The 15,109-nt window shown below is 70.3% G+C and carries 13 protein-coding genes and 1 pseudogene; 8 read left to right on the top strand and 6 right to left on the bottom strand.

All coding sequences use genetic code 11. The features are described from left to right. Positions 1 to 237 precede the first annotated feature (237 nt). The 5 genes and pseudogenes from M3E84_RS10895 to M3E84_RS10880 form a co-directional block, all read right to left on the bottom strand. Complete coding sequence (locus tag M3E84_RS10895; protein ID WP_259896199.1) at positions 238 to 960, bottom strand: dioxygenase; 723 nt, start codon at positions 958 to 960, stop codon at positions 238 to 240. Next, on the bottom strand, positions 957 to 1,661 hold the full coding sequence (locus tag M3E84_RS10890) for an iron-containing alcohol dehydrogenase (RefSeq protein WP_396415615.1): 705 nt from the start codon (positions 1,659 to 1,661) through the stop codon (positions 957 to 959). The genes M3E84_RS10895 and M3E84_RS10890 overlap by 4 nt, the downstream gene beginning before the upstream one ends. After that, positions 1,578 to 1,801, bottom strand: a pseudogene (locus M3E84_RS12520) (maleylacetate reductase); the annotation flags it as partial. The gene M3E84_RS10890 and the pseudogene M3E84_RS12520, both read right to left, overlap by 84 nt. Before the next feature lie 93 nt (positions 1,802 to 1,894). Further along, positions 1,895 to 3,775 carry a gamma-glutamyltransferase gene (gene ggt, locus M3E84_RS10885; protein ID WP_259896197.1) on the bottom strand — a complete coding sequence of 627 codons (1,881 nt, stop codon included), beginning with the start codon at positions 3,773 to 3,775 and terminating at the stop codon, positions 1,895 to 1,897. 63 nt (positions 3,776 to 3,838) lie between these two features. Continuing rightward, the gene (locus tag M3E84_RS10880; protein WP_259896196.1) at positions 3,839 to 5,050 is read right to left on the bottom strand and encodes an MFS transporter; all 1,212 of its coding nucleotides are present in this window, start codon (positions 5,048 to 5,050) and stop codon (positions 3,839 to 3,841) included. 233 nt (positions 5,051 to 5,283) lie between these two features. Between M3E84_RS10880 and arc the strand changes: the two genes are divergently transcribed. From arc to M3E84_RS10855, 5 genes are all read left to right on the top strand, one after another. Continuing rightward, the gene (arc, locus tag M3E84_RS10875; protein ID WP_259896194.1) at positions 5,284 to 6,999 is read left to right on the top strand and encodes a proteasome ATPase; all 1,716 of its coding nucleotides are present in this window, start codon (positions 5,284 to 5,286) and stop codon (positions 6,997 to 6,999) included. Next, positions 6,996 to 8,633: a depupylase/deamidase Dop gene (gene dop, locus M3E84_RS10870; RefSeq protein ID WP_259896190.1), complete on the top strand. Its 1,638-nt coding sequence runs from the start codon at positions 6,996 to 6,998 to the stop codon at positions 8,631 to 8,633. The genes arc and dop overlap by 4 nt, the downstream gene beginning before the upstream one ends. Before the next feature lie 60 nt (positions 8,634 to 8,693). Continuing rightward, on the top strand, positions 8,694 to 8,903 hold the full coding sequence (locus M3E84_RS10865) for a ubiquitin-like protein Pup (protein ID WP_259896189.1): 210 nt from the start codon (positions 8,694 to 8,696) through the stop codon (positions 8,901 to 8,903). Between the two features lie 4 nt (positions 8,904 to 8,907). Beyond that, positions 8,908 to 10,386 (top strand): Pup--protein ligase, encoded by a 1,479-nt coding sequence (gene pafA / locus M3E84_RS10860; protein ID WP_259896188.1) that lies wholly within the window; start codon positions 8,908 to 8,910, stop codon positions 10,384 to 10,386. A gap of 102 nt (positions 10,387 to 10,488) precedes the next feature. Continuing rightward, positions 10,489 to 11,826: a M20/M25/M40 family metallo-hydrolase gene (locus M3E84_RS10855; RefSeq protein ID WP_259896186.1), complete on the top strand. Its 1,338-nt coding sequence runs from the start codon at positions 10,489 to 10,491 to the stop codon at positions 11,824 to 11,826. Positions 11,827 to 11,985: 159 nt separating this feature from the next. Here the strand turns inward: M3E84_RS10855 and M3E84_RS10850 are convergent, their stop codons facing one another. Beyond that, a complete protein-coding gene (locus tag M3E84_RS10850; protein WP_259896185.1) occupies positions 11,986 to 12,231 on the bottom strand; it encodes a DUF5703 family protein in 246 nt (81 codons plus the stop codon). Between the two features lie 39 nt (positions 12,232 to 12,270). Between M3E84_RS10850 and M3E84_RS10845 the strand changes: the two genes are divergently transcribed. The 3 genes from M3E84_RS10845 (at position 12,271) to mshC (ending at position 15,099) form a co-directional block, all read left to right on the top strand. Continuing rightward, on the top strand, positions 12,271 to 12,582 hold the full coding sequence (locus M3E84_RS10845) for a hypothetical protein (RefSeq protein WP_259896183.1): 312 nt from the start codon (positions 12,271 to 12,273) through the stop codon (positions 12,580 to 12,582). A 154-nt stretch (positions 12,583 to 12,736) separates the two neighbouring features. Beyond that, positions 12,737 to 13,591: an undecaprenyl-diphosphate phosphatase gene (locus tag M3E84_RS10840; RefSeq protein ID WP_259896182.1), complete on the top strand. Its 855-nt coding sequence runs from the start codon at positions 12,737 to 12,739 to the stop codon at positions 13,589 to 13,591. A 188-nt stretch (positions 13,592 to 13,779) separates the two neighbouring features. Beyond that, positions 13,780 to 15,099, top strand: a complete 1,320-nt coding sequence (mshC, locus tag M3E84_RS10835; protein WP_259896180.1) for a cysteine--1-D-myo-inosityl 2-amino-2-deoxy-alpha-D-glucopyranoside ligase — start codon at positions 13,780 to 13,782, stop codon at positions 15,097 to 15,099. The last annotated feature ends 10 nt before the right edge of the window (positions 15,100 to 15,109 follow it).

Genomic DNA, 15,109 nt, shown 5'->3' with positions numbered 1-15,109 from the left:
GGTCGCGTTCCTGGTCGTCGGTCATGGCGCCGACGCCCTCATCGGCGGGCTCCTGGGCCTCGTCCATCTCCTGGATGTTGCGGGCCTCCTCGACGGCGTCGTCGGCGCCGCCGGTCAGTGCCGGGTCGGAATCCTGGTTGCGAGGGGACATCGTCGGCCTCCCTTTCGGGTCGTGGGGCAGTTCGGGATCAGCATAGGACTGCCGACCCGTCTCGAGTGCGGTTGCTCGGCGGATTCTCAGGCATTCTCCGGGGCGAGCACGATGTCGAACCGTGCCCGGGCCCAGGTCTGATCGCCCAGGTCGCGGCCGTCCGGAGCAGGCGTGCCCGCCGGCTGCTCCACGAAGTCCTTGTGCGGGATGGGATAGGGCGTGGGGGTCAGGCCCCAGAAGGCGTAGCGGCCGTCGTCGTCGCTGCGCAGGTGGGCGCGTCCGGCAACGCGGCCGTCGGTGTACTGGACGTCGTAGAAGCCGTCGTCATCGGCCTCCCAGACCTCGATCCGTGCCCCGGGCACCGGTTTGCCCGCTGTGTCCGTGACCGTTCCCTCGACCCAGCAGGGCTGGCCCGACGCACCGCCGGCGATGTCGCCGCCGATGGGGATCTCGGGGGCGTCCTCGACGAAGAACGGGCCGAAGACCGTGGCCTCGGTGGCATTCTCGTAGGCCTCGTTGTTCACCGCGATGGTCTGCATGGAGGCTCCCAGGACGTCCGAGAGCAGCACGAACTCCTGACGCCGGTCATCGGTGATGTGACCGACGGCGGTGAGAAACTCGATCGCCGCGTTCCACTCGTCCTCGGTGAGGCGCACGTCGCGGATGAACGCGTGCAGGTGCCGGGTCAGCGACTCCATCACGGGCTTCAGGCGCGAATCCTGCGTCTGGGCGAAGGAGGCCAGGACGCGCTCGATCAGGTCCTCCTCGACCGCGGTCTGCTCGGGGCTGATCTCGGGCTGGGTGCTCATGACGGGTCCCCTTCGGTTGCGCCGGTCGCGGAGACCAGCGTGTGCGGGTCGTCGCCGTTCAGGGCGGCGGTGAGCAGCTCGCTCAGGTTCTCCCGCGTGACCGGGCGGGGATTGTCGGTGGGGATGGCTGCCAGGGCGATCTCGACGGCCTCGGGAATCCCCTCGGCCGTGAAGCCCAGATCCGAGAGCCGCTGCGGGGCATCGAGCACCCGTCGCAGCTGCTGCAGGCCCTCGAGCGCGGTGGAGCTGCCGAAGGCCGCCGCGATCCTGCCGGCGGCTTCCGGGGCATGGGACATGTTGAAGGCCAGCACGTACGGCAGCACCGTCGCGTGCGTGGGGGCGTGCGGCAGATCGAAGGTCCCGCCCAGGACGTGGCAGATCTTGTGGTGCATGGCGGATCCGGCCGAGGCGAAGGAGACCGCCGCCAGGTAGGCGCCGTAGAGGGTGCGGTCGCGCCCGTCGATGTCCTCCGCGTGGGAGGCCACGGTGGGCAGTCCCTGCCCCAGCGCGCGGATCGCCTCGCCTGCCAGGGCCGCGTTGATCGGATCGGCACGCCGCTGGTCAGCGCGATGGCCTTGGCCAGCCCGGTGGTGGACCCGCCGCCCACACTGACCAGCAGGTCGGTCCCGTGCTCGGCGGCCGCGGCGCGCCGGCGCTCGGCCACTTCGACGGGCACGTGCATCACGACCTCGTCGTGCCACAGGGCCACGTCGATCCGAGAGGCGATCCCGCGGGCCATCTCGAGCTCGCGCTGCCCGGCGATGACCATGACGCGGCGAGCGCCTAGGCGCTGGACCTCGGCCTCCTGGTGCTCGGCGCCGCGGCCGGAGCCGAAGAGCACGCGCTGGGGCAGTGTGGTGTGGGTGAACTCGAGGCTCGTGTGCAGGCTCCTTGAGAGGGTGCGAACGGGATCGAGGCGGAGACGGTCATCGCCTCACCACGCGCGAGCCGCCCCTCCGCCTCCGCGCACGGTCTCCGCGGCCGCCACGAGTCCTTGCGGCTCCCGGCTGATGCCCGAGGCGTTGCCGAGCCAGTCCTTCTCCTCGCGCGGGACCAGGTGGTGGCCCAGTCCGGTGAGACCGCGCCCGGCGGGGGATTCGACCAGGCCCAGATCGGTCTCCTCGCCGTCCTCGTCGTTGCGCGAGCTCAGCCGTGCTGCGGCGATCGCCTCCACGAGCGGCAGCCCCCGCTCGAAATGCCCCGCGATGATCTGGGCCACCGAGGTGATGATCGTGGCCCCGCCGGGAGTCCCCACACACAGGCGCAGCCCGGTGGCGTCGGTGAGGATCGTGGGTGCCATGGAAGAGCGAGGCCGCTTGCCGGGACCCGGGAGGTTGGGATCAGGCACATCGGCAGTCACCGGCACGAAGCTGAAGTCGGTGAGCTCGTTGTTCAGCAGAAACCCGTGGCCCGGCACGGTGATGCCGGAGCCGCCGGTCTGCTCGATCGTCAGTGTGTAGGACACCGCATTGCCCCACTGATCCACGACGTTGAGATGCGTGGTCGACTGCCCCTCGTACGGCTCCGCCTGCGCGGCGCCGGCCGGGGGAGCGCTCGTGTAGTCACCGTCGGGCCAGCCGAACGGGATCGGACGGGGCCGGGCCGACGACGGCCGCATGATCTCGGCGCGCTCGGCCGCGAAGCCTTCACTGAGCAGCTCGGCGTGCGGCACATCCGGGACATCGCCCACCCAGCGGTTGCGATCGGCGAAGGCCGTGGCGCAGGCCTCCGAGAAGCGGTGCAGGTAGTCGGTCTCCCCGAGCTGGGCGAGCCCGACCCCGGTGCGGGATTCGTAGTGCTCCAGGAGGTTGAGGATCTCGCCCACGGCCACCCCTCCCGAGCTCGGCGCAGGCATCCCGAACACGAGCATCCCGCGGTACTGGCTGACCGTGGGCGCTCGCAGGACGGGGGAGTAGGAGGCCAGATCCGCCGCCGTCATGGGGCTGCCCTGGACCTGTCTGCCTGCGACCGTCGAGGGAGCATTGGCCTCGGCGAGCACTGCGGCCCCGATATCACCGCGGTAGAAGACATCGACGCCCTCGGTGCGCAGACGCCGGTAGACATCGGCCAGATCCGGGTTGGCGAACGCGGTGCCGACCTCCGGCGCTCTGCCCTCGCGCAGGAAGACGCGCGCGGTCTCCGGGAAGCGGGAGAAGCGCTCGGCGTTGTCCTGCGTCTGGTCGTAGAAATGCTGATCCACCACGAAGCCGCGCCGGGCCAGCTGCTCAGCAGGCTCCAGCAGCTCGCTCAGCGGCAGGGTGCCGAAGCGCTGCGCGGCCAGCTCCCACATGGCCGGGGTGCCCGGCACGCCGATGGACAGCCCCGAATTCACGACTTCGTCGAAGTCGAGCTCGGCCCCGGAATCGTCGGTGTACTGGGTCTCGGTGAAGGACTGAGGGGCCGTCTCGCGGCCATCGATCGCGTGCACCAGCCCGCTGGCGGCATCGCGATGCAGCAGGAAGCCGCCGCCGCCGATCCCGCAGGAGTACGGCTCGGTGACCCCGAGGGCTGCGGCCATGGCCAGAGCGGCGTCCATGGCGTTGCCGCCGCGGCGCAGCACGCTCAGGCCGATCTCGCTGGCATAGGGGTCCACGCAGGACACGGCAGCGGTGGCGCCGATCGCCTCGTTGAGCTTCAGCGGCTCGGGGACCGGCCCCTGACCAGGCTCGCCCGGGGCAGGGGAGCCCGGTCCAGCGAAGCCCGGCCCTGGGGCTCCCGCCAGAGCCGGGGCAACGCCCAGTGCTCCTGCACCCAGGGCCGCACCTGCGGCCAGGGCGGCTCGTCGGGTCGGTTCCGAGGTGCTCCTGGGGGACATGTCGGCCTCCGCGCTCGCGGCGATGATGTGATGCACGACACGATACGCCGCAGGTGCGACACGTCACGAGCGGCGAGGCAGACGGGACAGCGCGAGCGCGCAGGCCAGGCCGAGGGCCAGCCACAGCCCCATCATCGCCAGCACCCCGGCCCAGCCTGCACTGCTCCAGATGAGGGTCGACAGCGTCCCGGAGACCGAGCTGCCCGCGTAGTAGAAGATCAGGTACAGGCTCGAGGCGCGCGCGGTGTCCAGGCCTGCGCGGTGCGCCCCGTCCACCGCCCATCCGCTGGCCACGGAGTGGGCGGCGAAGAAGGCGAAGGTCAGCAGGCCCAGGCCCAGCAGGATGGGCAGGACCGCATCCGGGGTCGTGAGCGCGGCACCTGCGGCCATGGCCGCGATGCCGAGCATGACCGCCATGGGCCGCCCCGTGCGCTCGGCCAGCCGCCGGGAGAAGGCCGGTGCCAGCAGACCGGCCGGGTAGGCCAGGTACAGCACCGCCGCCTGCTCAGGGCTCATGGCGAACGGCTCGGCCTCCAGCCGCAGCGACACCGCGTTGTAGACCCCCACGAACACGGCCATGGTGGAGAATCCCAGTCCGCACACCAGGGCGATCCGTCCGCTGCGCAGCAGGCCGAATGTGCCCGTGGCGATGTCGAGCACCGAGAACGGGAACCGTGTGGGGCGATCGCCGGGCAGCAGGGCCACGACGGCCACCCCGACGACCACCGAGAACACCCCCAGCACCAGGCTCACCAGCTGCCAGCCGCCGACTCCGGCCAGCGGTCCCGGCAGCAGACGCCCTGCCGCCCCGCCCAGGCCGGTGCCCATGATGTAGATCGCGTTGGCCTGCGCGTGGGCGGAGGCGGCCACCTTCTCGCGCAGATAGGCCAGCGCGATCGCGGGCAGGCCCGCCAGGGCGACGCCCGCGGCGGCGCGCAGGATCAGGAAGACCTCCCAGCTCGGGGCCACCGCGCACAGGGCGCTGAGCGCCCCCGAGAGGATCAGCGACCCGGCCATCACCCAGATGCGTCCCAGATGATCGGCCAGCGGCCCTGCCAGCAGCAGGCCCAGGATCATGGCCAGGGTGGTCGCGGACAGCGCGGCGCCGGTGGCGCCTTCCTTGACGGCGAACACGCGCGCGAACTCGGGAAGCAGCGGCTGCACGAAGTAGATCAGCGCGAAGTTCGCCAGTCCGCCCAGAGCGAGCACCGCCAGAACGCGGCGGTACCCTGACGACCCCGCCGCGAACCCCTCCTCGGGTCGGCTCACCGACATGCAGGCTCCCTTCCCGGCGCGCTGTGCTCTGCTCGGGTCCGAGCGCGGATCACGACGTTCGGACGCATCAGTTCTGGCGACTGTTCAACCGCCTGCTCTGAGTGTGACGCTGGGCATGGACAGGCATAAGGTGAGCCTCAGACCCGTTGCTCGGCCCGCGGCCACGACCCGCTCGCCCCAGCACTCACAGCACCGTACGCCTCTTCACGGCGAGATCAGGATGACCCGCAGCGATGACCGAATCGACCCCCGGAGCAGACCCCCACGGCTCGGCGCAGGACCACGCGCTGGCCACCGCCCGTCGGCAGGTCGCTCTGGTCCGGGATGAGAAGCGCGCCCTGGATCGCCAGCTGGCCACGGCGGGCGATCAGAACCAGAAGCTGCGCACCGCCCTGGAGTCCGCCCGCGGCCAGATCGAGCAGCTGAAGAAGTTCCTGGCCAATGAGGTCGAGGTCCCGCTGACGATCGCCACTCTGGTGCGCGTGGTCCCGCCCTCCACCACGGTGGGCTCGGCGACCCTGACCGCAGACGTCCACATCTCCGGACGGCTCGTGCGCTGCCCCGTCTCGCCGCTGATCACCACGGCAGGCCAGCTGGAGCCCGGGCGCCAGGTGCTCATGAACGAGAACTCCACCGTCGTGGCGGTGCTGGGCTACGAGCAGTCGGGCGAGCTGGCACCGGTCCAGGAGGTACTGGACGCCACTCGGCTGGTCGTGGGCGGGCGCACCGGCGACGACCGCGTCCTGCGCATGTCCGGCGCCCTGCGCAAGGCCAAGCCGCGCCCGGGCCAGATGGTCTCGATCGACTCCCGCAACGGGATGGCCCTGGAGCTCGTCGAGCGCCAGGAGATGGAGCAGCTGGTCCTGGAGGAGGTCCCGAACGTCCGCTACACGGATATCGGCGGCCTGGGTCCGCAGATCGAGGCGATCCAGGACGCCGTCGAGCTGCCGTTCCTGCACCCCGAGCTCTACCGCCAGCATCAGCTCACCCCGCCCAAGGGCATCTTGCTCTACGGGCCTCCCGGCAACGGCAAGACCATGATCGCCAAGGCCGTGGCCCGGTCCCTGGCCGAGCGCGCCGCGGAGCAGTCGGGGCGCAAGGAGGCCAAGGGCTACTTCCTGAACATCAAGGGCCCGGAGCTGCTGGACAAGTACGTGGGCGAGACCGAGCGCCAGATCCGCCAGATCTTCTCCCGCGCCCGCGAGCAGGCCGCTTCCGGCGTGCCGGTCGTGGTGTTCTTCGACGAGATGGAGTCGCTGTTCCGCACGCGCGGCTCGGGCGTGTCCTCGGATGTGGAGACCACGATCGTCCCGCAGCTGCTCACCGAGATGGACGGGGTGGAGAAGCTCGACAACGTGATCATCGTGGGCGCCACGAACCGCGAGGACATGATCGACCCGGCCGTGCTGCGTCCCGGCCGTCTCGACGCCAAGATCCGCATCGACCGCCCCACCGCCGAAGGCGCCCGGGAGATCTTCGGGCTCTACCTGACCGAGACGCTGCCGCTGCGCCAGGAGGAGGTCATCGCCGCCGGCTCTCGGGAGACCGCCCTGGAGCAGCTCATCGAGGTGGGCGTGACGGCCATGTACGCCCAGGACGACTCCACGCGGTTCCTGGAGATCACCTACCGCGACGGCTCGCACGAGACCCTGTGGTTCTCGGACTTCACCTCGGGTGCGGTGATCCGCAACGTCGTGGACCGGGCCAAGAAGATGGCGATCAAGGACCTGCTCACCGACCAGGTGCGCGGACTGTCCCAGGAGCACCTGCGCCGTGCGGTGGCCGAGGAGTTCCTGGAGCAGCAGGACCTGCCGGACACCTCGGACCCGGAGGAGTGGGCGCGGATCTCCGGACGCCGCAAGGACACCATCGCGGACCTGCGCTTCGTGCTGCACCGCGGTTCGCGCGCCGCCTCCGCATCCGCCGACAGGGCGGGAGAGCAGTCATGACCGTGCGCCGCATCATGGGGGCCGAGACCGAGTTCGGGATCCTGGCCCCGGGCAATCCCCGGGCCAACTCGACCGTGCTCTCCACACGGGCCGTGACCGCCTACGCCGCCCTGGTGGCCCGCGAGCTCGGCTCGCGCGGGCAGCGGGCCGTGGACTTCGACTACAGCTCGGAGACCCCGCTGCGCGATGCCCGCGGCTTCGAGATGGATCGAGCCCAGGCCCATCCCACGCAGCTCACGGACGTGGCCCCGGTGCTGACCTCGGAGGAGATCGCCGCCGAGGCCCTCACGGAGTCCGGGCTGTGGTCCGAGCAGACCCCGCAGGTCGTGATGAACACCGTCCTGCCCAATGGCGCCCGGCTCTACGTGGACCACTCGCACCCCGAGTACTCCTCGCCCGAGGTCCTCACCCCGCGCGATGCCGCGCTCTACGACCTCGCCGGCGACCGCGTGGCCGCCGAGATCGTGGCCACGCTCAACGCCACCGCGGAGGCCTCCGATCAGGAGCAGGTGCTGCTGCACAAGAACAACACCGACGGGAAGTCGTCGTCGTACGGAACGCACGAGAACTACACGGTGCCCCGCGACATCGACGACGACGCCCTGACCGCCGCCCTGCTGCCCTTCTTCGCCTCCCGCCAGGTCATGTGCGGCGCCGGGCGCGTGGGGCTGGGCCCCGGCAGCGAGCGGGCGGGCTTCCAGATCAGCCAGCGCGCGGACTTCTTCGAGCGGATGGTGGGCCTGGAGACCACGGTGCGCCGGCCCATCGTCAACACCCGCGACGAGCCGCACGCCGATCAGAAGCTGTATCGCCGGCTGCACGTGATCATCGGCGACGCCAACCTCTCCCACTGGGCGCAGGTGCTCAAGTTCGGCACCACCTCGCTCGTGCTGCGCCTGGTGGAGCAGGGACTGCAGCCCAGGATCGAGCTCACCGAGCCCGTGCTCGCGCTGCACCGGATCAGCCACGATCCGTCGCTGCAGGTGGCGGTGGGCCGTCGTGACGGCGGGCCGCTGACCGGCCTCCAGATCCAGCGGATGTACCTGGAGGCCGCCGAGTCCATGGAGACCGCCGGGGGTGCCAGCCCCGATCCGGAGACCGCCGAGATCCTGCAGATGTGGCGCGAGACCCTCGATACGCTCGAGACCGACCCTATGGCCATGGCGGATCGCCTGGACTGGCTGGCCAAGCTCAAGCTGCTGCTGGGCTACCGCGAGCGCGGCGGCCTGGGCTGGGACGACCCCAAGCTGGCCATGATCGATCTGCAGTACCACGACGTCCGCCCGGACAAGAGCCTGTACGGCAAGCTCGAGGCGGCCGGGCGCATGCGTCGGCTCTTCGACGAGCAGGAGATCCGCGCGGCCATGTGGACGCCTCCCGCGGACACCCGTGCGGACTTCCGGGGCCGGCTGGTGGCGCGCTTCCCGGACGACGTCATCGCAGCCGGCTGGGAGACCATCGCCGTCGAGCTGCCCGGGCTGCGCCGCGGCGCGCGGATCACCATGCCGGAGCCGGCCGAGCTGACCCGGGAGCAGACGCAGGACTGGTGGGCCGCCGCCGACATCGAGGAGTTCATCGAGCGGCTGCGCCGGGAGCGACCCGATCTGGTGGAAGTCTCCGCCCGGATCGGCTGAGCCGCCGTCGGCCGCGCACGATACCGAACATCGACTATCGACCATCGAAGGAGCAGGAACATGGCAGAGCGCATCCAGCACAACGAGCCGCAGCGTCGCGACGAGGACGTCGAGCCCACGGGCCCGGCTCCCAGCGGCGGCGGGGCGCCGTCGGAGGCAGCCCAGGCGCGCAGCAGCCAGGCAGACGACTTCCTGGCGGACATCGACTCGGTCCTCGAGGCCAATGCCGAGGAGTTCGTGAAGGGCTTCGTGCAGAAGGGCGGTCAGTGATCCGATGGATCAGCGGATCATCGGGGTCGAGACCGAGTTCGGGATCATCCACACGCAGCGCGGCGACACCGTCTCCGGGGAGCCCGCGCGCACGCTGAGCCCGGACGACGCCGCCCGGCTGCTCTTCCAGCCGATCGTGGAGTGGGGACGGTCCTCGAACCTGTTCCTGCCCAACGGGGCCCGGCTCTACCTGGACGTCGGCGCTCACCCCGAGTACGCCAGCGCCGAGTGCGCCAATCTCCAGGACATCGTGGCGCAGGATCGCGCCGGCGAGCTGATCGTCGACCGGCTGCGCCAGGCCCTTGAGGCCAAGCTGGCCGCCGACGGCATCGGGGGATCGGTCTACCTGTTCAAGACCAATGTGGACAGCTCGGGCAACTCGTTCGGCTCCCACGAGAACTACATGATCGGGCGCGACACCCGCTTCGCCCGTCTCGTGGCCAGCCTGATCCCGTTCCTGGTCACTCGCCAGCTCTACTCGGGCACCGGGCGCATCCACCCGAACGGACCGGTTGGCTTCGGCGAGGGCCAGAGCTTCGGCGGAGGCTCCGGGGAGGCGTCGTACTCGTTCTCGCAGCGCGCCGATCACATCTGGGAGGACGCGTCGTCGTCGACCACGCGCGCCCGGCCGCTGATCAACACCCGCGACGAGCCGCACGGGGATTCCGAGCGCTTCCGCCGCCTGCACGTGATCGTGGGGGACTCGACCATGTCCACGACCACAACGGCGCTGCGCCTGGGCGTGACGGATCTGATGCTGCGGATGATCGAGTCCGGTCAGCCGCTGCACGACCGCACCCTGAACTCCCCGGCCATGGCCCTTCGCCAGATCTCGCACGATCTGACCGGCACCTTCCAGGTGGCCATGCGCGACGGCGGCACCCGCTCGGCGCTGGATCTGCAGCGCGAGTACTGGGAGGAGGTCTCCCGCTTCGTGCAGGCCAACGGCGCGCACCACGACCGCGTGGACTGGCTGCTGGATCTGTGGGCGCGGTCCCTGGAGGCCGTCGAGAGCGGGGATCACTCGAGCATCGACACCGAGATCGACTGGGCCATCAAGAAGAAGCTCATCGACTCGTGGGTCGAGCGCGCCGGCGCGGACTACAGCCACCCGCGGGCCGCTCAGCTGGATCTGACCTACCACGACATCGCCCCCGGCCGCGGCCTGTTCCGCATGCTCGAGGAGCGCGGCATGGCGGCCCGGCTCCCGGGCACCGACGGCTCCGAGGCGGTCGCGGCCGTCGACCAGCCCCCGGCCACGCGCGCCGCCCTGCGAGGGGCGCTCGTGCAGGCGGGCATGGAGGCCGGCGTCCACTTCACCGCCGACTGGGTCAACATGAAGGTCAACGGCCCGGCCCAGCGCGTCGTGACCCTGCGGGACCCCTTCGCCACGCACGACGACGCCGCCGAGCAGCTGCTCGAGCAGCTGAGCGCCGAGCGCACCAAGCAGATCTCGTCCTCGCCGCTGCCGCCGGTGGTCTGAGCCGAGCCGGATCGGTCAGCGCCCGGGCTGGACACCCCATCCGGCCCGGGCGGACGATGGCCTCAGGTCCCTCACGTCCCTCGAACCCCTCAGGAGCTCTCTGTGAACACCCCGAACCCCTCGACCACGCCCGCCGGTTCGGCAGGCACGGCGCACGACGAGGCCGTCGAGATCTGCCGGAACCTGATCCGGATCGACACCTCCAACTACGGACGCGGCGAGTCCAAGGGGGAGCGTCGCGCCGCCGAGTACGTGGCCGGTCTGCTCGAGGAGGTCGGCCTGCCGGCCACCATGGTCGAGTCCGCGCCGGGGCGCACGAGCGTCTTCGCGCGCCTGGAGGGCGCGGATCCGTCGGCCGACGCGCTGCTGGTGCACGGCCACCTGGATGTGGTGCCCGCCGTCGCCGAGGACTGGAGCGTGGACCCCTTCGCCGCCGAGATCCGCGACGGCATGATCTGGGGCCGCGGTGCGGTGGACATGAAGGACATGGACGCCATGATCCTCTCGGTCGTGCGGCACTTGGTGCGCACGGGGCAGAAGCCCAAGCGGGACATCGTGCTGGGCTTCTTCGCCGATGAGGAGGCGGGGATGGAGTACGGCTCCAAGTGGGTCGTGCGCAACCATCCGGAGCTCTTCGAGGGCGTGACGGATGCGATCTCGGAGGTCGGGGGCTACTCGGCGAACATCGGCGGGCAGCGCGCCTACCTGCTGCAGACCGCGGAGAAGGGGCTCATGTGGATGCGCTTGTTCGCCGACGGCACCGCCGGGCACGGCTCCCAGGTCAACAACGACAACCCCGTCACGCGGCTGTCCCGGGCCATGGCGAACATCGGCGAGTACCAGTGGCCGATCGAGCTGACCAAGACCACGCGGCAGTTCCTGGACTCGGTGACGGAGCTGACCGGTGTGGAGTTCGATCCGCAGAATCCCCAGCGGATGCTCGACGAGCTCGGCTCGGTGGCCCGGTTCGTGGGCGCCACCCTGCAGAACACCACCAACCCCTCCATGCTCAGCTCCGGCTACAAGGTCAACGTCATCCCCGGCACCGCAGAGGCCGGGCTCGACGTCCGCTTCCTGCCGGAGCAGCGCGAGATCGTGCTGGAGAAGCTGCGCGAGCTGGCGGGGGAGGGCATCCGCTTCGAGTTCGAGTCCGACGACATCGGGCTCGAGGTCCCGTTCTCCGGCAACGTGGTCGATGCCATGGTGGCCTCGCTCAAGCAGCACGACCCCGAGGCCGTCGTCCTGCCCTACATGCTCTCGGCCGGCACGGACAACAAGGCGCTGGATCCGCTGGGGATCACCGGCTACGGCTTCGTGCCGCTGCGCCTGCCCGAGGAGCTCGACTTCCCGGCCATGTTCCACGGGGTCGACGAGCGCGTGCCGATCGATTCGCTCGAGTTCGGCGCCGACGTCCTGCACACCCTGCTCACCGGCTACTGAGCCGCTCCCTCGAGCGGCCGAATCCGGCCCGTCCAGCCATCGAGCGGCCGAGTGAGTTGTCACCGGTCCATGGCTGAGACGGCGGCGAATCGGCCACTCGATGGAGATGGGGTGGGAATGGGGCTGATGCTGTGTCGTCGACGCGCTGGCTGACTGCTCTCAGAGGGTGCGCTCGACGCGCATCACCCGGCGGCGCAGCCAGTGCTTGCGGACGCCGCCGTAGAGGTGCACGACCCGGTGCAGCTCCCACTTGCCGTACTCGGCGTGCTCGCTGACCCGTGCGCGGGCGTCGGAGAGGCGCTCACCGGGGCCCACGGTCAGCAGCAGGTACTCGAAGCGCGGGTCCAGGAACGGCTCGTCCAGCTCGGGGCCGCGAGGGGAACTCTGGATGACTTGCTCTCTCATCGCTCCCATTCTGCCCCTCGGGGCGGTAACGTCGAGTCCATGAGCAACGATCCGCGCGTCGCACTCCAGTCCCTCGTCTCCGCTCTCGAAGAGCATCTGGCCGCCCTGTCCAATCGTCGCGGGGAGGACGACCCCTCGGTCGACTCCGCGTACGTGGCGATCGCCGATGCCTTCGACGCTTACGAGGAGGCCCTCTACGAGAACTACGACGAGGTCACGCCCCTCACTGTCTTCGCCGACGACGAGGACGACGATGACTTCGACGACGACGATGATGAGGACGAGGACGACGACCTCGAGGACTTCGACGACGACTCGGACGACGAGGATGAGGACGAGCGCGGAGCCTGATCCCGCCGCCGGATGACTCCCGGCATCTGCGGCCCCCGGTGATCTCGATCACCGGGGGCCGCTTCGTCGTCGAAGCGTTGTCGGCCCATGTGTGCCGGGAATCGCACGGCGTCTCTCGGGCCCGGTGCCAGGACGGTGCCATAGGGTGAACGGCGTGAATTGGCTTGAATCGATCATCCTCGGCCTGGTCCAGGGCCTGACGGAGTTCCTCCCCGTGTCCTCGTCCGCCCACCTGCGCATCGTGGGGGAGTTCCTCCCCGGCTCGGCGGACCCCGGCGCCGCCTTCACGGCGATCACGCAGCTGGGCACCGAGTCGGCCGTGATCATCTACTTCTGGCGCGACATCGTGCGGATCATCAAGCACTGGGCGCTGTCGCTGGCGGGCAAGGTGGATCGCTCCGATCCGGATGCCCGCATGGGCTGGCTGATCATCGTCGGCTCGCTGCCCATTGGCATCCTGGGGCTGCTGTTCGAGGAGCAGATCGACACCACGCTGCGCAGCCTGTGGATCACAGCCACCATGCTGATCCTCTTCGGCGTGATCCTGGGCATCGCCGATCACATCGGCAAGCAGGTCCGCGAGCTCGAGGACCTCAACGTCAAGCACGGCGTGCTCTACGGCTTCGCGCAGGCCATGGCCCTGATCCCGGGCGTCTCGCGCTCCGGCGGCACGATCACCGCCGGTCTGCTCATGGGCTACAAGCGCGAGGCCGCCGCGCGCTACGCCTTCCTGCTGGCCATCCCGGCCGTGTTCGCCTCGGGGCTGTACAAGCTCGCCTCGGAGATCGTCGATCCGTCGCCGCAGCCGTATTCGATGGGCCAGACCGCCCTGGCCACGATCGTCGCGTTCGTGGTGGGCTACGTGATCATCGGCTGGTTCATGCACTACATCTCGAACCGCTCCTACTCGCTGTTCGTGTGGTACCGGATCATCCTGGGCATCGTGCTGTTCGTCCTGCTGGGCACCGGCGTGATCTCCGCAGTGCCGGAGCTGTCCGCCGCGGGCTGATCCGCCGCACCACGACCCTGTCGCGGACCCCGTCGAACCGATCCCGCTGCCCGTAGAGGCGGCCGCGACGGGCGGGGTCCGTCGTCGTCCTCGCCCCGTGGGAGACTGTGCTCAGCCGCACGCACGATCTGCCCGCGCGGGCAGCATCGTCCGCCCTATCCTCAGCACGACCGTCCACAGAGGTGACAATGCAGTCCTGGTCCGCACGTCCCGTTCCCGAGCTCCCCGGTCAGGCCGCCCCGCCCGCGGTCTTCGACTCCCGGACCCGGCAGATCGAGCAGCTGCCGCAGCAGGAGCGGGCCTCGCTGTACGTTTGCGGCGTCACCCCGTACGACGCCACCCATCTGGGTCACGCCAGCACCTATGTGGCCTTCGACCTGCTGCACCGGGCCTGGCTGGATGCCGGGATGCCGGTGGACTACGTCCAGAACGTCACCGACGTGGACGACCCCCTGCTGGAGCGCGCCGACCGAGACGGCGTGGACTGGCGCGATCTGGCCCGCGAGCAGACGGGCCTGTTCCGCGAGGACATGAATGCTCTGAACGTGATCCCGCCGCAGCACTACGTGGGCGCCACCGAGACCCTCGAGTGGATCGTCCCGGCCGTGGAGGGCCTGCTGGCCCAGGGGCTGGCCTACCGGGTCCAGGGCTCGAACGGAGAGCCCGACGGCGACGTCTACTTCGACGTCCGCGCGGTCGCCGAGGCCGGCGACAGCGTCCTGCCGGTGCTGGAGCCTGCCGGCCAGGGCGATGCGACCGGCGCACCCGGTCCCTGGAGCCTCGGGCAGATCTCTGGACTCACCCGCGAGGAGATGCTCGGGGTCTTCGGCGAGCGCGGCGGGGACCCTGAGCGGCCCGGAAAGCGCGACATCTTCGACCCGCTGCTGTGGCGCGTGCACCGCGAGGGGGAGCCGTCCTGGGACGGCGGTGAGCTGGGCCAGGGGCGCCCGGGCTGGCACATCGAGTGCTCGCTGATCTCCCTGAAGCTGCTGCCCGCCCCGTTCACGGTCCAGGGCGGCGGCTCGGATCTGGTCTTCCCGCATCACGAGATGGGCGCGGGCCACAGCTGGGCGCTGTCGGGCCGCCCCATGGCCCGCAACTTCGTGCACACCGGGATGGTCGGGCTCGACGGGCAGAAGATGTCCAAATCGCTGGGCAACCTCGAGCTCGTCTCGCGGCTCCGGGCGCGCGGCGTGGAGCCGGCCGCTGTCCGCCTGGCGATCCTGGGCCAGCACTACCGCGAGGACTGGTCCTGGAGCGAGGGCGTCCTCACCCGCGCCCAGGCTCGGCTCACGCGCTGGCGCATGGCCGCCGACGTCGGCGTGGAGGGCTCCTTCACTCAGACCCTGGAATCCGTGCGCGCTGCACTGACCGATGACCTGGACTCGCCCCGGGCGATCGAGGCGATCGATGTCTGGGCCGAGGGCGTGCTGGTCGGAGGTCAGCGCGGCAGCGGCGACCAGCTGGCCCGCCAGGCCATCGAGGCCCGGCTGGGTGTCGTCCTGTAGGGGGGGGTTC

Source organism: Kocuria sp. p3-SID1428 (assembly GCF_025149945.1).
In the GTDB taxonomy this organism is placed as follows: Bacteria; Actinomycetota; Actinomycetes; order Actinomycetales; family Micrococcaceae; genus Kocuria.
Note: the sequence above shows the minus strand (reverse complement) of the source record. Positions and strands in the feature narration are given on the sequence as shown.